The 21476-nt window shown below is 38.5% G+C and carries 16 protein-coding genes; 13 read left to right on the forward strand and 3 right to left on the reverse strand.

The features are described 5' to 3' along the window. Positions 1-36: 36 nt before the first annotated feature. From MKY26_RS20325 to MKY26_RS20360, 8 genes are all read left to right on the forward strand, one after another. Entirely contained in the window at positions 37-1779 is a 1743-nt protein-coding gene (locus MKY26_RS20325; protein ID WP_180317018.1) for an adenine deaminase C-terminal domain-containing protein, read from the forward strand. A 40-nt stretch (positions 1780-1819) separates the two neighbouring features. Then, positions 1820-2869: a DUF3048 domain-containing protein gene (locus MKY26_RS20330; protein ID WP_322910213.1), complete on the forward strand. Its 1050-nt coding sequence runs from the start codon at positions 1820-1822 to the stop codon at positions 2867-2869. Positions 2870-2892: 23 nt separating this feature from the next. Then, a complete protein-coding gene (locus MKY26_RS20335) occupies positions 2893-3201 on the forward strand; it encodes a YerC/YecD family TrpR-related protein (RefSeq protein WP_095370712.1) in 309 nt (102 codons plus the stop codon). 434 nt (positions 3202-3635) lie between these two features. Then, the gene (locus tag MKY26_RS20340; RefSeq protein WP_341098446.1) at positions 3636-4322 is read left to right on the forward strand and encodes a heptaprenylglyceryl phosphate synthase; all 687 of its coding nucleotides are present in this window, start codon (positions 3636-3638) and stop codon (positions 4320-4322) included. Between the two features lie 72 nt (positions 4323-4394). Beyond that, positions 4395-6623, forward strand: a complete 2229-nt coding sequence (gene pcrA / locus MKY26_RS20345; RefSeq protein ID WP_341098448.1) for a DNA helicase PcrA — start codon at positions 4395-4397, stop codon at positions 6621-6623. 18 nt (positions 6624-6641) lie between these two features. Next, complete coding sequence (gene ligA, locus MKY26_RS20350) at positions 6642-8648, forward strand: NAD-dependent DNA ligase LigA (RefSeq protein WP_095370707.1); 2007 nt, start codon at positions 6642-6644, stop codon at positions 8646-8648. Between the two features lie 12 nt (positions 8649-8660). Further along, the gene (locus MKY26_RS20355; RefSeq protein ID WP_322910210.1) at positions 8661-9836 is read left to right on the forward strand and encodes a CamS family sex pheromone protein; all 1176 of its coding nucleotides are present in this window, start codon (positions 8661-8663) and stop codon (positions 9834-9836) included. 404 nt (positions 9837-10240) lie between these two features. Then, a complete protein-coding gene (locus MKY26_RS20360; RefSeq protein ID WP_095370705.1) occupies positions 10241-10702 on the forward strand; it encodes an SRPBCC domain-containing protein in 462 nt (153 codons plus the stop codon). Between the two features lie 66 nt (positions 10703-10768). Here the strand turns inward: MKY26_RS20360 and catA are convergent, their stop codons facing one another. Further along, a complete protein-coding gene (catA, locus tag MKY26_RS20365) occupies positions 10769-11419 on the reverse strand; it encodes a type A chloramphenicol O-acetyltransferase (RefSeq protein WP_307315322.1) in 651 nt (216 codons plus the stop codon). A 220-nt stretch (positions 11420-11639) separates the two neighbouring features. After that, positions 11640-12347 carry a class I SAM-dependent methyltransferase gene (locus tag MKY26_RS20370; RefSeq protein ID WP_445293131.1) on the reverse strand — a complete coding sequence of 236 codons (708 nt, stop codon included), beginning with the start codon at positions 12345-12347 and terminating at the stop codon, positions 11640-11642. Positions 12348-12508: 161 nt separating this feature from the next. Between MKY26_RS20370 and MKY26_RS20375 the strand changes: the two genes are divergently transcribed. The 5 genes from MKY26_RS20375 to MKY26_RS20395 all read left to right on the forward strand — a co-directional run bounded on the left by MKY26_RS20375 (position 12509) and on the right by MKY26_RS20395 (position 19758). Next, the gene (locus MKY26_RS20375) at positions 12509-12739 is read left to right on the forward strand and encodes a heterocycloanthracin/sonorensin family bacteriocin (RefSeq protein ID WP_095370703.1); all 231 of its coding nucleotides are present in this window, start codon (positions 12509-12511) and stop codon (positions 12737-12739) included. A 195-nt stretch (positions 12740-12934) separates the two neighbouring features. Beyond that, positions 12935-14833: a putative thiazole-containing bacteriocin maturation protein gene (locus MKY26_RS20380; protein ID WP_341098453.1), complete on the forward strand. Its 1899-nt coding sequence runs from the start codon at positions 12935-12937 to the stop codon at positions 14831-14833. Further along, positions 14833-16761 (forward strand): TOMM precursor leader peptide-binding protein, encoded by a 1929-nt coding sequence (locus MKY26_RS20385; RefSeq protein ID WP_341098454.1) that lies wholly within the window; start codon positions 14833-14835, stop codon positions 16759-16761. The genes MKY26_RS20380 and MKY26_RS20385 overlap by 1 nt, the downstream gene beginning before the upstream one ends. A gap of 24 nt (positions 16762-16785) precedes the next feature. Next, complete coding sequence (locus tag MKY26_RS20390) at positions 16786-18294, forward strand: SagB family peptide dehydrogenase (RefSeq protein ID WP_341098709.1); 1509 nt, start codon at positions 16786-16788, stop codon at positions 18292-18294. Between the two features lie 243 nt (positions 18295-18537). Continuing rightward, positions 18538-19758 (forward strand): MFS transporter, encoded by a 1221-nt coding sequence (locus tag MKY26_RS20395; RefSeq protein WP_341098455.1) that lies wholly within the window; start codon positions 18538-18540, stop codon positions 19756-19758. Positions 19759-19824: 66 nt separating this feature from the next. Here the strand turns inward: MKY26_RS20395 and MKY26_RS20400 are convergent. Then, a protein-coding gene (locus MKY26_RS20400) for an IS3 family transposase (RefSeq protein ID WP_224935613.1) occupies positions 19825-21173 on the reverse strand; the annotation gives its coding sequence in 2 pieces (ribosomal slippage) (positions 19825-20729 and positions 20729-21173; 1350 coding nt in all). Between the last annotated feature and the right edge of the window lie 303 nt (positions 21174-21476).

Here is a 21476-nt window from a genome sequence, read left to right on the forward strand (position 1 = left end):
TAGATAATTGTAGTTACCATAAAAGGAGGAAACAGAGTGCTAGAACAGCGATACCGTTGGAAAAACAAACATCTACGTGAACATGTATCTGTTCTAGATGGGCGTATTGCACCAACGATGTTACTGAAAAATGCTCGTTACTTAAATCAAGCAATTAAAAAATGGGTACATGCGAATATCTGGATTCTCGGTGATCGTATTGTTTATGTCGGTGAAAAGCTTCCTGATAAGTTAGAAGGCTGTGAAATTGTTGATTGTAATGGAATGACGCTTGTTCCAGGATATATTGAACCACATGCACATCCATTTCAGTTATATAATCCCCTTTCCTTTGCTCGTTATGCAGCGCAATTTGGCACGACCACTTTGATTAATGATAATATGGTGCTAGCATTACAATTAGAGAAAAAGAAAGCGTTTTCATTTTTGAAGGAAATGAGAAATATTCCTTCAACGATGTATTGGTGGTGCCGATTTGATGCGCAAACAGAAATTCAAAATGAAGAGACAACATTTTCGCATGGTAATATTAAATCTTGGTTAGAGCATGATGCAGTATTACAAGGTGGAGAGTTAACTGGCTGGCCAAAGTTACTCGACGGTGATGATTTAATGCTCCATTGGATGCAAGAAGCGAAAAGAATGAGAAAGCAAATCGAAGGTCATTTTCCTGGGGCGTCAGAAAAGACTTTAGCAAAGTTAATGCTGCTCGGGGCTGATTGCGACCATGAAGCGATTAACGGACAAGAGATTATGAATCGTTTGATGCAAGGATATACTGTATCGTTGCGCTATTCATCAATTCGACCTGATTTACCGCAGTTATTGGATGAAATGCATGAATTGGGCATTGATCATTATGAATCATTTATTTTTACGACAGATGGCTCCTCTTCATCCTTTTCCGATCAAGGGATTATTGATCAGATGATCCGAATTGCCCTTGAAAAAGGGGTACCGACAATAGATGCGTATAATATGGGTACAATTAACGTAGCTAAGTACTATAACATCCAACATCTGCATGGAAATATCGCTACAGGTAGAGTGGCTAATATCAATTTCCTAGAGAATGAAAGTAACCCAACGCCTGTTAGTGTGTTAGCAAAAGGTAAGTGGATAAGGAAAGATGGTGAAAATACACCATTTGAAGATAATATGCCATGGGAAGAGTATGGATTTGAACCGCTAGAAATGAACTGGGAGCTTACATCTCATGATATGCAATTTTCGATGCCGTTCGGTATTAAAATGGAGAGCGCTGTTATCACAAAGCCTTACTCATTAGCCATTGATATTTCCGGCGATGAGCTAAGTAGGGAGCATGACGAGTGTTTCTTCATGTTAATTGACCGCAAAGGCAAGTGGCGTGTAAATACGGTGATTAAAGGGTTTGCTAAGGAGCTAGACGGTTTAGCAAGTTCTTATTCTAATACCGGTGATATTATCTTAATCGGTAAAAGCAAGAAAGACATGATGAATGCTTTTAATCATATGAAAGAAATAGGTGGTGGAATTGTTATTTCTGAGCAAGGGAACATTGTTACAGAAATCCCACTTAAATTAAAGGGAATCATGTCGAATAAAAGAGTGGAAGATTTGATTGAAGAAGAAAGAACCTTATTAGCCTATTTGCGGGAAAGAGGTTATCGTTTTGCCGATCCAATTTATACATTATTATTTTTTTCCTCCACTCATCTCCCTTATATCAGGGTTACACAGCGAGGAATGTATGATGTCATGAATAAAACTGTACTCTTTCCAACTATGATGCGTTAAAATGTAAAAGAGGGAATCATATAGTGATAAGGGGTGCATCATGCTGAACAAATGGGTGACTACGTCTCTCGTAGCAATACTTTTGGTGACAGGATGCAGCAAGAATGAAACAGTTGAGGATCCAGCAAACGAAGAGTTAAATGGTGTGGATAATCAAGGTGAAGAAAGTATGGATTCGCCTGAAGAAAAGACAGTTTATCCTCTCACAGGCATAGCTCAAGAGGGAAATGGGAATCAGCGTGCTATAGCAGTTATGATTAACAATCATCCGAAAGCAAGACCACAATCAGGATTGACTCAAGCGGATATTGTTTATGAATTACTGGCTGAAGGTGAAGTCACGCGATTCCTTGCTATTTTTCAAAGTGAGCAACCGGATAGAGTTGGGCCAGTACGCAGTGCCAGAGAATATTATATTGAACTGGCGAAAGGGTTTAATAGTCTTTATATTGCTCATGGAAATAGTCCAGAGGCAAAGAAGATGCTTGCTGATGAATATGTGGATCATTTGAATGGCTTATACTATGACGGCACACTTTTTGAACGTGTGAGCGATCGCCAGGCACCTCATAATTCATATATTTCTTTTGCGCATATTGAACAAGGGGCTAAGGAAAAGAATTATGAGCTGGACGGGGCACCAGCTGCTTTTGCTCATTTAACTGACGAAGAAGCGGATAAACTGAGTGGCTCTGTGGCGGGAGAGATTGCAGTGAGTTATGGAAAAGATGAACGTTTTGATGTCACATATGATTATGATGAAACAACGAAAGCATACAAAAGATCTTCAGATGGTGAATGGACAACAGACTATGACACAGGTGACCCTGTGTTATTAAGCAATATTTTAATCATAGAAGCGAAGCATACAGTGATAGATGGAGAAGGCCGACATGACATTGATTTGACTTCAGGGGGTAAAGGTTATCTTATTCAAAGAGGTATGATGTCTGAAGTGAACTGGGTGAATAAAGAAGGAAGAATTTATCCAGTAATCGATGGAAAAGAACAACCACTTGCTCCGGGGAAAACATGGGTGAATGTCATTCCACAAGAGCCAGGAATCAATCAGTCGGTAACAATTAACTAAAAAATGAAAAAGGGGTAAATATTATGCAAATTAATAAACTAAGAGGACAAGAATTAGATCAATTATTTCAGGCGGTATTATCACTAAATGATTTAGACGAATGTTATCGATTTTTTGATGACTTATGTACTGTGAACGAGATCCAATCATTAGCGCAAAGACTAGAAGTAGCTCGTATGCTTAGAGAAGGAAAAACTTATCATAAGATTGAAACAGAAACAGGTGCAAGTACTGCAACAATCTCGCGTGTGAAACGTTGCCTAAACTACGGAAACGATGCCTACGAAATGGCATTAGAAAGAATTAAAGAAGAAGAAACAACAGAAAAATAATAGAAACCACAGCAATGGAAACGACCGAACCGAGGGAATCAGCACCCACGGTTTTTTTGTTTTGGAACGGAGATTTAGGTACTAGTAGGAAAAGCGCGATTGAAATAAGAGAGAAAGCGAGTCAGAACCTGGACTTCAAGAGGAAATTTGATTGGATTAGAGGAGAAGCGAGTCAGGACCTGGACTTTATGAGGAAATTTGATTGGAATAAATGAGAACCGCGTCAGAAACCTGAATCCAAGAGAAAATCTGATTAGCCAAAACAGAGTTTGCATCCGAATCCGAATGAATCATTTACATGGTGAATGGCAATGTCTGCAATGATGTTAATTTAGCCAAATAAATCCATTCTTACTTCATTAGCGGTTTCCTTTTTGAAATGCTCCTCAAATGATATAATGATTGAATGGAAAGATAGAATGGAGGAACTATGTATGTATGATGTTCGCGCGTGGCACCATGCGTTTAAGCTCGACCCTAATAAATATATATCTGATGAAGATTTAGAGAAAGTGTGCGAGTCTGGCACGGACGCGATTATTATTGGGGGGACAGATGGCATTACGCTTGAGCGGGTGCTTGATCTTATGGGGCGTGTTCGTAGATATACAGTTCCATGTGTGTTAGAGGTTTCCACAATTGAGTCGATTACACCTGGGTATGATTTGTTTTTTATCCCGACGGTTTTAAATAGTAAAGATTCCAAATGGATTAATGGAATGCACCATCAAGCAGTTAAGGAATTTGGCGAGATCATGAATTGGGACGAGATTCTTATGCAAGGATATTGCGTGCTAAATGAAGATTGTAAAGTCGCTCAATTAACGAGTGCGGATACGAATTTAACGATTGAAGACGTCAAAGCCTATGCCATGATGGCGGAAAAAATGTTTCAATTACCGATTTTTTATCTGGAATATAGCGGTACTTACGGCAATGTAGAAATAGTGAAAGAAGTAAGTCGAACATTAGAAGAAACAATATTATTTTATGGTGGCGGGATTACCTCTGTGGAACAAGCAAGAGAAATGGGCGCTTATGCAGATGTAGTTGTCGTTGGAAATGTCGTTTATGATGATATTAAAATCGCATTAAAAACAGTAGAAGCTGTGAAACAATAAATCTTGATTAACCAAATTAATCAAGATAGACTAAAAATAGAACAAATGTTTGTATGGTGGTGAAGAAAAGGAATGCAATATTTATCTAATAAATTATTAAATGGTTTGAATAAGGAGCAGCAACAGGCTGTAAAGGCAACAGATGGACCTTTGCTTATTATGGCTGGAGCAGGAAGTGGTAAGACGCGTGTACTTACCCATCGCATTGCTTATTTAATGGTAGAGAAGGGCGTGAATCCATATAATATTTTAGCAATCACGTTTACGAATAAGGCCGCAAGAGAAATGAGAGATCGTATTCGTGCGATGATGGGCGGTGTGGCTGAAGAAATCTGGATTTCTACTTTTCACTCTATGTGTGTGAGAATATTACGTCGTGATATTGATCGGATTGGGTTCAATCGTAACTTCACAATATTAGATTCTACTGATCAGCAATCTGTTATTAAGAATATCTTAAAAGAGCGGAATTTAGATCCGAAAAAGTTCGATCCTAGAGCAATTTTAGGGACGATTAGTTCTGCAAAAAATGAACTAATTGAACCAGAGGAATTCGCCAAGACTGCCGGTGATTATTTCTCCCAAGTGACAAGTGATGTGTATACAGATTATCAAAAACGTCTGCGAAAGAATCATGCATTAGACTTTGATGATCTTATTATGAAGACGATTCAATTATTTAATCGCGTCCCTGAGGTATTAGAATACTATCAACGTAAATTCCAGTATATTCATGTGGATGAATATCAAGATACGAATAGAGCGCAATACATGCTAGTAAAATTATTAGCGAATCGTTTCCAAAATATATGTGTGGTTGGAGACTCGGATCAATCTATTTATAGATGGCGCGGGGCAGATATTGCCAATATCTTATCCTTTGAAAAAGATTATGCGCAAGCACAAGTCATTTTGCTAGAACAAAACTATCGATCCACACAAAGAATTTTAAACGCAGCTAACGGTGTCATTGATAAAAACATGAATCGTAAAGCGAAAAACTTATGGACGGAAAATCCTGAAGGAAATAAAATTCAGTATTACCGTGCAGATAGTGAGCAAGGCGAAGGACAATTTGTCGTAAGTAAAATAAAAGAATTAGCGCAAAGTCAGAATCGTAAGCTTGCCGATTTTGCTATTCTATATCGCACAAATGCCCAATCCAGGGTCATGGAGGAAATGCTATTAAAGTCGAATATTGAATATGCGATTGTTGGCGGAATTAAGTTCTATGATCGTAAAGAAATTAAAGATGTATTGGCTTATTTACGATTAATTGCCAACCCTGATGATGATATTAGTCTACAGCGAGTGATTAATGTGCCTAAAAGAGGGATTGGTTCTGGATCAGTTGATAAGATTGCTAATTTTGCAACCATGCATGATATGACAATGTTTGAAGCACTCGAATCCATCGAATTAATTGGCTTAAGCCCAAAAATCACAAAATCTGCTATAGAGTTTCGTGATTTAGTAAAGAATTATACACAAATGCAAGAATACTTATCTGTGACAGAATTGGTAGAGGAACTGTTGGACAAGTCAGGCTATCGTGACATGTTAAAAGCGGAGAAATCGATCGAGTCTCAAAGTCGTTTGGAAAACTTAGATGAGTTTCTATCTGTAACGAAGAATTTTGAAGATGCGTCCGAAGATAAAACACTTGTTGCCTTCTTAACAGATTTGGCGCTTGTTGCCGATATTGATAAATTGGATGATGACGGTGAGAAAGCGGATGCAGTTGTATTAATGACGCTTCACTCTGCAAAGGGATTAGAATTTCCAGTTGTCTTTTTAATGGGTATGGAGGAAGGTGTATTCCCTCATAGCCGTTCATTAATGGAAGAAGCAGAAATGGAAGAGGAACGTCGCCTTGCTTATGTAGGGATTACGAGAGCAGAAGAGCAGTTATTTATAACAAATGCGCAAATGCGTACACTATTTGGCCGTACAAACATGAACCCACCGTCCAGATTTATTCAGGAAATTCCGGCTGATTTATTAGAAGGATTAGAGCCAAAAGCAAAACCCCTTAATCGAGGTCAGTCCACGTTTAATAGTTCTTCAGGAAATCGTATGCAACCTGCTCTTAAAGCGGTTGTTCGCCCAGCTGTACAAAATACAGGTGGTAGCGGTATGAATTGGATAGTTGGAGATAAAGCTGTGCATGGTAAATGGGGTACTGGAACAGTTGTAAGTGTCAAAGGTGAAGGTGATGGAATGGAGCTTGATATTGCTTTTCCAAAGCCAGTAGGTATTAAAAGATTACTTGCTAAATTTGCCCCGATTTCGAAAGGTTAAAGGAAAGGGTTGAACGTCTTGGAGGAAAAGAAGGTAGAACAAAGGGTCAAGGATTTGCAAAATCTCCTTAATCAATATAATTATGAATATCATGTACTTGATCAACCATCTGTGCCTGATGCAGAATATGACCAGCTTCTTCATGAGCTAATTGCACTTGAAGAGCAACATCCAGAGTTGAAAACAGAAGATTCCCCAACGCATCGGGTCGGTGGGCAAGTATTAGATATGTTTGAAAAAGTTGAACATCGCACGCCGATGCTCAGTTTAGCCAATGCATTTAATGAGCAAGACTTAAGGGATTTTGACCGTCGTGTTCGCCAGGCAGTGGGTGAGAATATCTCATATGTCTGCGAGTTAAAAATTGATGGACTGGCTGTCTCTCTTCGCTATGAAGATGGATTGTTTGCAATCGGAGCAACGCGTGGAGATGGCTCCATTGGTGAAAACATTACCGTTAACCTTCGCACCATTCGTTCCATTCCTCTGCGGGTAAAGGAAACGGTAACCTTTGAAGTACGCGGAGAGGCGTTCATGCCTAGAAAATCGTTCTTAAGTTTAAATAAAGGAAAAGAAGAACGAGGTGAGGAACCCTTTGCGAACCCTCGAAATGCTGCTGCGGGTTCACTTAGGCAATTAGATCCAAAAATCGCTGCATCAAGAAATTTAGATATATTCGTTTATGCTATGGCTGACGAGGGGAAAACGGGTATTCGTTCTCATAGTGAAGGTCTGGACTTTCTTGACTCTCAGGGGTTTAAAACGAACAAAGAGCGCCAGAAGTGTAAAAATATAGATGAGGTCATTCAATATATCGAGAAATGGACAGAAAACCGACCAGACTTATCGTATGATATTGATGGAATCGTTATTAAAGTCGATTCATATGACCAACAGGATGAACTCGGGACAACAGCAAAGAGTCCGAGATGGGCGATTGCTTATAAGTTTCCTGCTGAAGAGGTAGTCACGCAGTTAAGAGATATTGAATTAAGTATCGGTCGCACCGGTGTAGTGACGCCAACAGCATTACTTGAACCTGTTAGAGTTGCAGGTACTACCGTGCAACGTGCATCCCTTCATAATGAAGACCTTATTCGTGAGAAGGATATTAAGCTAGGTGATTACGTTGTGATTAAGAAAGCAGGCGACATCATCCCTGAAGTTGTCAATGTATTACCTGAAAGAAGAACGGGAGAAGAAGTTGATTTTCATATGCCAACTCATTGCCCGGCATGTGAAAGTGAACTTGTGCGTTTAGAGGAAGAAGTCGCACTTCGTTGTATTAATCCGAAATGTCCTGCGCAAATAAGAGAGGGGCTTATTCATTTTGTCTCACGAAATGCGATGAATATTGACGGGCTAGGGGAAAAAGTAATTAGCCAATTATTTGCAGAAAAGTTAATTGAAGATGTGGCAGATATTTATCATCTTACGTATGAACAGCTTATTCAATTAGAGAGAATGGGCGAAAAATCTGTTAACAACTTGCTAAAGGCCATTGAAGTCTCTAAGGATAATTCTTTAGAAAAATTATTATTCGGACTAGGGATCCGTCATGTGGGGGCGAAAGCGGCAAAAACACTTGCGCAAACATTTGGAGAGATGGGCAAAATCCAGCAGGCAACCATGGAGGATTTTATTAGCATTAATGAAATAGGCGATAAGATGGCTGATGCACTCGTCACATATTTTGAACAAGAAGAAGTAACATCTCTCATTCAAGAGTTACAAGATGTTGGAGTGAATCTGACTTATAAGGGACCAAAACCTGTAAATATAGCGGAATCTGATTCTGTTTTTGCTGGTAAAACCATTGTGTTAACGGGTAAATTAGAACAGCTTGCTAGAAATGAAGCCAAGGAAAAAATTGAAGCTCTAGGAGGCAAGGTCTCTGGCAGTGTAAGTAAGAAAACAGATTTAGTCATTGCCGGAGAAGACGCAGGCTCGAAATTAACCAAAGCTCAGGAATTAGGCATTACTATTTGGGACGAGGAAAAATTGATTGAGGAATTAAATTCGTAAGAGGTGAAAATCGTGAAAAAACTCATGGCAGTGTCGCTGTCATTCGTTCTTTTACTCGCCGGTTGTGCACCTAGTTTTAACCAGCAAGAAGAGGTTGTGCAAAATGAAAATGAGAGCAGCGAAGAAGAACAGGCGATCATACCAAACTTTAAAATATCCGATTCGTACTATCGGACAATCCTACCTTTTAAGCCAAGTGAGTCACGCGGTTTAGTCGTTAATAATGTGAATACAAAATATGATATTAATGAATTCGAAACAGGTTTAATGAGAGTGGCTCAGAACCATTTTGATACGGAAAAGTTCTTCTTCCAAGAAGGACAATACCTTGATAAAACCACGATTTCATCATGGTTAAGTCGCCAATATACGAAAGAACAATTAGAAGAAAAAGATATGACGGAGGAAGAGAATCTCGGTCTAAACCCTGTTGATGATGGGAAAGGGACTAAAGAAGAAAGAAACGCCCGTGCACCTCTTTATTTAGCCCATATTTTAGAACATAACTATCTTGTAAAAGATGGCGATAATAAGGTGAAGCTTGGCGGTGTCGTCATTGGTTTGGCACTTAATTCCGTCCATTATTATCAAAAAGAAGCCTACGGTGCCACGTATGAAGAAGATATTTCTCATAGTAAAGTAGAAGCAGAAGGCAAAAAGATGGCTGAGGAAATTATAAAGAGATTAAGACAACAAGAAGGGCTTGAGAACGTACCGATTACCATTGCCCTATTTGAACAATCGGAAAGAACGTCTGTCGTCCCAGGAAACTTCTTCGCCTATGCGCATGCCGCTGAGGGGAGTAACCAGCTAAGTGGTTGGGAAGATGTAAAGGAAGACTATATTTTATTCCCATCTAATACAGCCGAAGAGAAGTATCGTGAAGACTATACGAATTTCTTGAATTTCAAGCAAGATGTTGAAAAATATTTCCCTAATTTTAACGGTGTCATTGGAAAAGGTTTCTATATTGGTGATCAATTGCAACAGCTAAATATAGATATACCTATACAATTTTACGGTAAGTCAGAAAGTATCGGATTCACCCAATATGTAACAAGCAAAGTTGTTAGTATGTTTCCAGAATATATCTCTGTCCAAGTAAGTGTCACATCAGTTAACGGACCAGAATCATTAATCGTCCGAAACGCAAACGAAGCTGAACCATTTGTTCATATTTATCAATAAAACGAAAAAACGCCGCTATTTTTAAACGGCGTTTTTTTATTTGCAATGGGATTAAGGTGGTTTGAACAAAAAGACAAGGATTAAGTGCCCCAACATACTTTTCGAAGATTTTTAGAGAGTACTCTAAAGGTAGCGGAACGAATTCCACCCGCAACTAGGTATTATTCCGACAGTGACAACAAATGATTTTGCCTGTGCACTTGTACACCCCGCGTGAATCGGTCCAACCAAGGTGAAAGCAATCGAAGAAATCCAGCTATCAATATCGTCATTATGATCAAATAGGTCAGCTTAGCTGAGGAAGGAGTAATCTATGCTTCCGTAGAAGAAATAGTAGAACTTTAAGGTTATTTGTGATATCAACATTTATTGCATAGAAATGATAGACCGAAGGAGGTTTTGTTATGGAAAATAGAACAGATACAGCTTCAAGAGTGATCATGGCAGAATCACACACGATTTATGAAGCATTTCTCCATCCGAAAGCTTTAGTATCATGGCTCCCACCTAAAGGAATGTCAGGTTATGTTGAAGATTTTGATCCGCGGGAAGAGGGAACTTACAAAATGACACTCTTCTATGAAGGAAACCAACCCTCATATGGAAAAACAACTGAGAACAGTGATGTGTATCAAGGGAAATTTTTAGAATTAGTTCCTGATAAAAAGATAATACAACTAGTAATATTTGACTCAGAATCGCCGGAATTCACTGGTGAAATGAAACAGACATGGCTATTTGAACCTCTTGCAAAAGGGACAAAAGTCACCATTATATGTGAAAATGTCCCTAAAGGAATAAACAAGGCAGATCATGATATCGGTTTACATTCAACATTAGAAAATCTAGCTCTATTTGTGGAATAATTTTAGGTATGACCTTTACTAAAAAAACACCGACTAAATTTATGTAGTCGGTGGGTTATTTCTCATTCACTTAAGCATTTGTTTAGGATTTCGAACAAGGCGCTGAAATGTGTCCATAAAAAGAGCGGTGTGATAACCGTCACAGACAGCATGATGAACCTGTAGTGAAAGTGGTAAATAAATATTTTCATTCTTATTGAAAAATTTACCCGCAGTAACTATTGGCAGGAGGTAATTTGGATTTGTATTTATATTTAAGTTAAATCCAGTGAAAGTAGTCCATGGAATCATAGATATATTAACGACATTTTCAGGTACGGGTGCTTTAGGAAACAATTTTCCTGTACCAGTATATAACTCAGTATCGGTCACATAATCCATGTGGAACCTTTCAAAGCCTTCATCGATATCGGTGAAAATAGCGGAAAATAACGCTGACTCCTTGTCAAAAATCGTATACATAGGAATCACTCTGTTCCAGTACCCTAACTCACCTTTAGCAGTAACATTCATTCTAAAATGTTTATTTGTATTGACAACTTGTGTGATTAAAAAAATAAAAGCAGGATAAAATTGATATCCTTTTTCTTTAGTAAATTGGTATAGCTCAGTAATATCAATGTTATTAGTGATACTAAAGCTAGTTTGTTGGTTTAAGAAATGATTGAAAACCTCTTTACGTTCCCAATTATTTATGTCGATTTTAGTGAATTTCATCTTTTAATGCCTCCTAAAATATATTCTGATTTTAGGAGGCTATAAGAACTGCTTTTTTCATTGGTCCCATTCCTTTAGTTTATTTAAATAATCCTAACATATGTAATATGCTTTAGCACCTATATATATGCAATCTATATTCAAAAAAGGAGTAGCCACCCGTTGGAACTCCTATTAACAATGAAATCATGTATATCACGGGTGGGTAGATAATAATTGTTTATTTTCCACATGCAAATATCCGGTAGCCCAATAGCTCATTATATTTCAATAATAGGTTAAAATGTTCGTTCATTACAGTATAAAGCTCTGGTTCAATGTGCTTTGAATAAAGAAAATCAGGGTTGGGATTGTATTGGAGCATCGAATGATTTTGACCACTTACGCGAATGTTCGTAAATCCTGCCCCTTCAAATAAATGCTGCCATTCTGCTTCGGTGAGGACAGAGTTGATCCCATAGAATCGATTGATTTCATCTGCTATCCATGGAGGGAGTGAGACATTGGCAGTAAACTCATTAGAAATAAACCGCCCCCCTTTTTTTAATAAACGAAAAATCTCTTTAAGCGCTTTCGGTTGATTGACAAAAGTAAGGACTGATTCGCACATAATTAAATCAAATTTCTCATCTTCAAGTGGGAGTGCCTCGATAGAACCTTGGAAAATACGTACTGGAAGTTTAGCTTCCTTCATTCTATGGGTTGCTTTTTCCACCATGATAGGATTAATATCAACCCCAGTTACGTTTGCCCCTGACTGAGCAGCCAAAAAGGCGGCTGTTTGGCCAGTTCCGCAGCCTACATCTAAAATTTCCGACATAGCGTCTAATTCTTCATTCATAAGAAGCGCCTTTGTTAGTTCAAAACCACCCGGGTGCGCTCCTCCAACACCAAACTTTGATAAGAAATCTAAATAAATGGGAACCACCTCCTTTTGTATTTCTATAAGGTATGAAAAAAACAAATCTAATGTTCTTTGCCAAATGGGCTTTTACATCAGTAACAACTACCTAAAAACATCATAGTTTGTTACAGAGAGCGGTTTTAGACTCTCTTTCTACGGACTAAACCTAAAAAGGGGAAGAAAAAATGCAAAATTTTCAAAATGAACTTCAATCACTTGGAATGGATCAATATCAGGTGGGTGAATTAACACCTATTCAATATCAAGCACCAGTACCAGTTCAATTTAATGATATGCGTCGCTGTGGCGGCTGTGGTGGTTGCGGAGGTTGTGGTGGTTTTCGCTGTGGTGGTTGTGGCGGTTTTAGATGTGCAGGCTGTTTTGGTTGTTTTGGTTGCTTCGGGTTCTTTATTTAACAATTCCTTTTTTAAAGGCAAGTGTCAGTGTAAGTTACCTTCGTTCTCTCGTCACAAAATGAATAATGAAGCGTGTGTAAACACTCTAGAAGTCCCTATGTTAGGGGCTTCTTTTTCGTTATTCATAATGGACAAATACAAATACATAAATTATAAGGAATATTTAATGAATGCTCAGATCGAAGGAGGGGCTACATGACGAAATTGAAAGCAACCTCACGTCTCAAAGTGAAGAATGATACATTTTATCTACCAGACCCAAAGGGAGGCGTCTATTTTAGGAATAACGCCAGTTCATTTTGGATGGATGGAGGCACTATTTATCAATGGATTGAAAAGCTGATCCCTATGTTTAATGGAAATCATACTTTGGAAGAACTCACTGCGGGTTTGACCACTCCCTATCGAAACAGAGTATATGAAATTGGTGAGGCTTTACTGACGAAAGGTTATGTTAGAGATACGAGTCAAGATCAATCACACCAATTACCAGCAAGTGTTCTAGAAAAATACGCTTCACAAATTGAATTCATTGAGAGTTTTGTTGATTCAGGTGCGTATCGTTTTCAAAGGTATCGCCACGCAAAGGTATTAGTGATGGGATCTGGTTCTCTATTCATTTCGCTGACATCTGCATTGTTGGAATCAGGGCTACCAACCTTTCATGTGATGAGGACAGAAGCAGTCCCAACAGACCATAAGCGGATTAATGAAATAGTGAATCATGCCAAAAAGGATGATCCTACCGTGAAAGTGGAGGAAATTCCTTACAGTAAGAATTGGAGAGAAGTAGTACAATCATTTGATTGGATATTATATGTTTCCCAAAATGGAGATATAGACGAAGTGAAGGAGATTAATCAGGTTTGTAAAGAAGAAAAGAAAGCCTTCCTTCCTGCTTTATATCTAAAGCAGGTGGGAATGGCAGGGCCTGTAGTTGATTCAGAAACAGAGGGATGCTGGGAATCTGCATGGCGTCGAATGCATGAGGCAATATTGGAACAAGAACGTAAACAACAGCCTTATTCTTCGACCGCAGGTGCTTTATTGGCGAATATTATTGTTTTTGAGTTTTTTAAGCAGGTGACAGGAGCAATGGATAAGAAAGAAAACAATCAATTCTATTTGCTAAATCATGAAAGTTTGCAAGGTGAATGGATTTCGTACTATTCACATCCATTAGTTGAAAATCTTACTTTTAAACCTGAACTTGTCGATGATTTAAACACCCGACTTCTGAGAGAGAATACGGAACAGCCCAACACAAACAGACTGTTAGAATATTTTAGTTTATTAACTGCTAAAGAAACAGGGATTCTTCATATTTGGGAGGAAAAGGACTTAACACAGCTTCCGCTTTCACAATGTTATGTTCAAGCAGTAAATCCATTGGCAAAAGGACCGGCTACTCTTTTGAAGAAGGCTTTATGCTCGGGTCTAACACATGAAGAAGCAAGAAGGGAAGCAGGGCTTACTGGACTGGAGATGTATGTTTCACAAATAGTGAGAGGTAGAATAAGTGGATTTATGGGCATTGGTGCTGGTGAATCCCTTGCAGAAGCGGTTTGTCGTGGACTACAAGCGTATTTGGAAGAGGAAAGGCGAGGTCTTCCAGTTGACCAGCAACAATCGCTGTTACCAGTAAATCTTGAGAGGATAGAGGATCGTAGTTGTAGATATTATTTACAGTCACTGACCACCTTAAATGGTCCACCCACTATCCGTATGGGAAATGAAATATTAGGCTTTCCTGTTATATGCATAGAGTCAAATGGTTTTAAATATAGTAGTTCTGGTTTAAATATCACACTGGCTCTAAGTCACGCTTTGCAAAAAGCAGTATCGAATGTACAAAATGAGGCAACGTTCCATAAGGGGGAAATAAACTCTCATTATGGTATAAGAGGGAAAGAGGCAAAACTAAACATTCCTTCATGTGAGCATTTGACAAAAAAGGAGTTATTACAATCTGCTATTTACAAATTAAAAGAGGGCCATAAAGAGATCGTTGTTTACGATCTTTCTTTTGAACCATTTTTAAGAAAAGAGTTAGCTGGAGTTTATGGTGTACAGATTTGTAAGGAGGTACGCTAATGATTGTCATCGTCGGTAATGGTAAACTGGCCGATTTTGTCTATAGGCAATTGTCTAGTAATTATACAGTCGCGCGGCAAGATCTATTAACGGATTTCCCTGAAGATACAACATTGGCGCTCGTATTGCATGATAATTGGCAGCCCTCCGTTCATCAACAAGCAGAAGAAAAATTCAGAAAGGAAAATATTCCATGGCTCCGTGGCTTTGTTTCTTTTGGTGAGGGAATTATTGGTCCATTTGTACAACCGGGAAAACGGGGATGTTCACGTTGCGCCGATGTAAGGCGCATCATAGGAGGTACAGATTCTAAAGAAATGTGGGGGCTTTATTATAAATTATCAGGAGAAAGTCGCCCGCAAGACGCATGGGCATCACGAACGGGACTTTGGCAAATGACAACTTTATTATGTACAGAAGTGGATTATATTCTTCAAGGAGAGATCAATCATTTAGAAAATCAACTGTTCATTACAAATCTTAAAACGTTCATGCATTCATCTCATCATTTTTCCTTTGATCCAATGTGCCCAATATGTGGAGACATTCCAGAAGATTCAGCGGAATTAGCAGAAATTAAGTTGCAATCTAGTCCGAAAATTCAAGGTGCTGGTTATCGCAGTCGTTCAATTGAAGAATTAGAAACCGTGCTATTAAGAGATTATTACGATCATCGGACGGGGGTAATCAATGGAAAAATACAGGATTGGACACTTCCTTTTGCTGATGTTCTTATGAATATGCCACTGTTTGGTGCAAGCGAGGGAGTGGCTGGAAGATCTAACTCTTATCGAATGAGCGAGTTAACAGCTATTTTGGAAGGCTTAGAGCGGTATTGCGGTATCGAGCCTAGGGGAAAAAGAAGGGTTGTACGAGGAAGCTATCTAGATGTTATGGATCAAGCCTTAAACCCTTCAACTGTTGGTTTACACTCACCTGAGTATTATGAGAATCCTCATTTTCCGTATCAATCATTCGAACCTAATAAACCAATGAATTGGGTTTGGGGTTATTCATTCTTACAAGAACGATCTATTCTTGTCCCAGAATTACTTGCTTATTACAGTTTAGGTTGTGGGGAAGGTTTTGTTTATGAGACTTCAAACGGATGTGCAATCGGAGGTAGCCTGGAGGAAGCTATTTTTCATGGAGTAATGGAAGTCGTTGAGCGAGATTCCTTTTTACTCACTTGGTATGCGAAACTGCCATTGCCACGTCTTGATTTAAGTTCTGCAGATGACAAGGAATTGCAATTGATGGTTGATCGGGTACGTGAGGTGGCAGGGTACGACCTTCATTTTTACAATTCGACGATGGAACATGGTATCCCAAGTGTGTGGGCAGTAGCAAAAAATAGAAAAGAAACAGGTGTAAATATTATTTGTGCTGCAGGTGCTCATATGGACCCAGTAAGGGCTGTCAAAAGTGCCATCTATGAGCTAGCGGGCATGATGTTTGTTCATGATGAGAAATTAGCAACAAATAGGCAAAAATACGAGGAGATGCTTGAAGATCCGTTTAAAGTAAGAACAATGGAGGATCATGGCATGTTGTACGGTCTACCCGAGGCGGAAGAATACCTAACGTTTATTTTGAATAATCAAGGGCCATTACGTACATTTGCTGAAGAATTCAAGAAGCCACCAGTATACAACGATTTGAAAGATGACCTTCACGAAGTTCTTCAGACGTTCCGTGAAAATAATCTAGAAGTGATTGTCGTTGACCAAACAACACCAATTATTCAAGAGAATGGATTGTATTGTGTGAAGGTCATTATTCCTGGGATGTTGCCAATGACATTTGGTCATCACCTGACACGGGTGAAAGGATTAGATAGAGTACTAAAGGTGCCAAAGCAGCTAGGGTATAGGAAGAAGCACTTATCGTATGAAGAGCTGAACCCACTTCCTCACCCGTTTCCGTAATGGAAGGAGAGGAGGATGAAAGAATTGGAGTTAGATACATTTATACACAATCTCCACTTTGATACAGAGAAACTTGCTCCACCCGATTGGCAGGTCGATTGGGAAGGGGCCCCCCTTCCGTATAAATTGTACCGTGGGTTACCAGCTATTCCGTTAAACGCTAATGTACCTTCAACCCTTCACCAAAATCTAATGCCTACATTGAAGGAGATTGGGCATTTGCTATGGTATACCTATGGAATAACTCAATATGTCCGGCTCCCTCATGACACTCAATCATTGCGGAGATTTGTCCCCTCCGGTGGGGCGCTTTATCCTAATGAAATATATGTATATATGAAACTTGAAGATGCTAAAACAGGCATCTACCATTATGATGTTGCTCATCACCGCCTCATTTTGTTACGGGAGGGAAATTTTGATACATTCGTTTCCAAAAGTTTGGGGACAGTGATTGAAGATTGTTTTTGCACTGTTTTTATTTCAACCTTCTTTTGGAAAAATTTTTATAAATACAATCATTTTTCCTATCGATTACAGGGACTAGATACTGGGGTGCTCATTGGACAATTATTAGAAGTAGCAGATCAATTAGATTACAATACGAAAGTTTGCTATCAGTTTTTAGACGGAGCAATGAATCATTTACTAGGTCTAGCTGAAGAAGACGAAAGTGTGTACGCAGTCATTCCGATATCAACTAAAGCCATCGACCAAACGACTAAAGAAATGGTGTCCTCCCATACATTGTGCGGCGAAATAGCGCAATTAGGTCACCTACCTCATAACCTGTCAAAGACTATGGACTATCCGTTACTTAGAAAGCTCAATGAAGCTGCCATGTTCGATTCAACAGTGTCTTTTAGAAAGGTAAGGTGCCAGGGTGAAACATTCACTTCTGGTACTGATATAACCTTGCCAAATACACAAAACTATTCATATGATTTCTCATCGATTTGTAAGAAGCGGTTTTCTCCAGATGCAGACTTTATGATGGGGGAAATAAGGCAAACGACTCTAGCAACCTTGCTAAAGGAGACATGTTCCTTCACTTATCATCACGATCTTGATGATACCGACGGCCATGTTGCTGCGCGTGTAACTTTATACGGCAGCCTATACAATGTGGAGGGGATACCGAACGGGGCTTATGCTTATGACAATGAAAATCATATGCTTCGTCTATTGAAAGAAGGTGATTATCGCCCGTTTTTACATTCGGGCTTAGTGATGCCTAATGTTAATTTATATCAAGTGCCGCTTTGTATGCATGTAATAGGGGATAAAAGCCATTACAAAGATTCATTGGGTTACCGAGGATACCGTATTCAACAGATGGAGGCAGGCCTACTAACACAACGATTACTCTTGCATGCGTCTGCCTTAGATTTGGGAGGGCATCCACTATTGGGTTATTCTGTCAGTCAATGCGATCAACTCTATGAACTCGCTTCTAAAGGGAAAACGAGCTTAATTCAAATCCCGGTTGGCATGCACCGGCCTCGTGCTTGGTTGAAAGGAGGATTACGTTGATGTAGTTTACTCATCAATAACGTACCCTCTCAAATTCTTGGTAATGAAAACAAGCCTTCTAACTCAACTTAGAAGGCTTTATCAAGTATTAGTTTGCAACAAATATCTCTCTTGCCTTCTTTTCTTACCCTTTTAAACCACAATCATCTATAAAAAAGTATTTTCTATTAGAAAAAGCTTGCATCTCACGTTACGTTATCTTCTATGATTGGGTGTAGATAGAATGAGAGAGGCAGGGTATGAATGGAACAACGATATTCTTTAATGAGAAACACACCTTTTATTTTCTTATTTATAGGTAGCTTTTTGGCGATTATTGGATTTAGTATGTTTTTCATGACAACTACTTGGTTTGTAATTTCAGATTTAGGGTCTGCTAGTTCACTAGGCATGATTCTCATTGCCATTACTGTACCTAGAGTAGTTATGATGGCATTTGGTGGAGTACTTGCTGATAAATATAAGAAGACGACCATTATGTTCACTACGAGTACCATTCAAGGTGTTTTACTCGTACTCATTTTTTTACTAAACAATGCCGGTCAATTAACATTTGTTTATTTGCTTATTTTGGGGTTCTTTTTTGGAACACTAGATGCTTTTTCTGGACCAGCCGGAACCTCGTTAATTCCCAAGTTGGTACAAGTACAACAGATCAAACAAGCGAACGCAATCATTCAGGGGTTAGGTCAAATTGGTTTTATTGTTGGTCCAATTATTTCTGGGAGTATCATGGAGTTCGCTGGCGTAACAACAGGTTATTTAGTTTCAGCTATTATTGTTCTGTTGTCTGCTTTCTTTATGTTTCCACCATTCTTAAAAGAAGGTCCAGTAGACAATACAGTCAAACAAACACCACTGAAAGATTTGATCGAAGGGTTTTCTTATGTCAAAGCGAGCAAATTTTTGATTACAGGCATTCTTATTTTAATCACGTTAAATTTCTTTGCCTTTGGTGCGATTTCTATTGCGATTCCCATCTTAGTAGAGACGTACGGAGGTTCACCAATCAATCTTAGTTACATTGAATCAGCATTAGGAGTGGGGATGTTAGTTAGTACTGCTATTATTGGGATGGTTAAAATACGCCGTAGGGGGTTCACTTCTATTGTTGGTCTAATTGCAACACTAATTGTTGCGATAGCATTTAGCCAAATTCCCAATTTGTATATATTGACAGCTTTAGCTTTCTTTATTGGATTTACGATGACATTTGTTTCTATTCCATTCTTCACTTCAGCACAAGAAGATACAGACCCAAGGATTATGGGAAGAGTGATGAGTATTGTTTTCTTAGCGATGAACGGCTTTGACCCGTTGGCTTATGCCACTGTCACTTTACTCGTGTCTAAGGGAATTGATATCCAATTAGTCATTTTGTCCTTTTCTGTTATTGGATTAATCATTACTCTAGTCACTTTATGGAAAGGAAAGACGTATAGAAATTACGAGTCAACTTATTAATGTATTTAAAACAAGAGACCACTTTAATATAAATGTAGTGACCCCTAAAAGTTAGACACAGTTATTTCATGAGGCAACTTGTTCAAAATGAGTTCGGTATTGTACCGGACTCATTTTCAATTTTCCCTTTAACCGTTTCCTATTATAGTATTCTATATATTTTTCTAATTCTAGTTTAAAGTGGTTCACACTTTCAAATTCCTTAAAATAAAGCAATTCTGACTTCAGTATCCCAAAGAAGTTTTCCATTACAGAGTTATCGTAACAGTTACCTTTACGTGACATACTCTGTTTAACCCCTTTTGCTTGAAGCAAGTTGCGATATTGGTTCATTTGATAATGCCATCCTTGGTCGGAATGCATGAGTAATTGATGCCTTTCTGGTAAGGATTCTAATGCTTTTTCTAACATGTCCGAAACTAATGAATACGTTGGTCGAGAACCGATGGTATACGTAATAATTTCACCATTAAATAAATCTAATACAGGCGATAGATACAGCTTTTCACCAAATAGCTTGAATTCTGTAATATCTGTTACCCATTTTTCATTCGGTGCGTCCGCACTAAATTGACGGTCTAAATGATTTGGCGCTATTTTACCGACTGTGCCTTTATAAGATTTATACCTTTTCATCCGCACTAGGCATCTTAAACCCAGCTCTTTCATGATTCGTTGAACCTTCTTATGATTTACTTTTTTCCCACGATTCACTAGCTCATCCCGAATACGACGGTAACCGTAACGACCTTCATGTTCTTCATAAATGGCTTGGATTTCTCCTTTTATATCGGTGTCTGGATCAAGTCGATTCATTCGTTTTACTAAATTATAATAGGTGCTGCGTGGAATGCCAGCGAGTTTTACGAGTGACTTCACCGAATACTTATGCCTTAACTCATAGACTACTTGTGCTTTGTCTTGTTTGGTGATTTTTCCTTGTTTTGAACTAAGGCATTCAACTTTTTTAAATACTCATTTTCCATTTCCAGTTGTTTTATTCGATTTTCTAGTGCTTCAAAAGAACGGTCAGTAGAACTTTGTTTATTTGAATCTTTTTTCATGGATAGACGCCCCTGTTCCTGTGACTGAAGGGCATCTATCCCTTGTGTTTCAAACTTTCTTTTCCATACAGCTAGAGTGGAATGCGCTGGGATATTAAAAATAGCTGCCGTTTCACATAGAGAAGTACCATTTTCAGTCATATATTGTAGTACTTCTAGTTTAAACATTTGTGTATAACTTGTACAACGTTTCACCAATGCCTCTGCACCATTGTAGTTGTATTGTCTTACCCATTTAACAATCGATTTGTGATCTATTCCAATAGATTCTCCAATTTCTCTGTAACTTTCTTTTCCGCTTAAATAGCGAGTCACGGCTTGTAGCTTCATTTCCGCAGTAAATTTGGACAAAAAAACTGCACCTCCAATAGTTGTAGATAGTGTCTAACAATTGGGGTGCAGTTCATAAAAGAAGTGGTCTTTTGATCACTAACATACTATTGTGAATCAACTAGGTAGATCCTTGATCAATAGGAGAAAAAAATCAATTTAATAGAAACTTTATTATTTTTCTAAAAATAGTATTAGTAGAATCATTGCTGAATTTTCTCTAATTATGGTAGTATAATAATTGTTAGGGTTAATCTTTTCACAGTCTGAAATGTGCCAATTGTAGCAACATTTCAAAATGACTGATGTGAACTTATAGGAGGA

The sequence above is a fragment of the Cytobacillus sp. FSL R7-0680 genome (genome assembly GCF_038009245.1).
GTDB classification, from domain to species: domain Bacteria; phylum Bacillota; class Bacilli; order Bacillales; family Cytobacillaceae; genus Cytobacillus; species Cytobacillus kochii.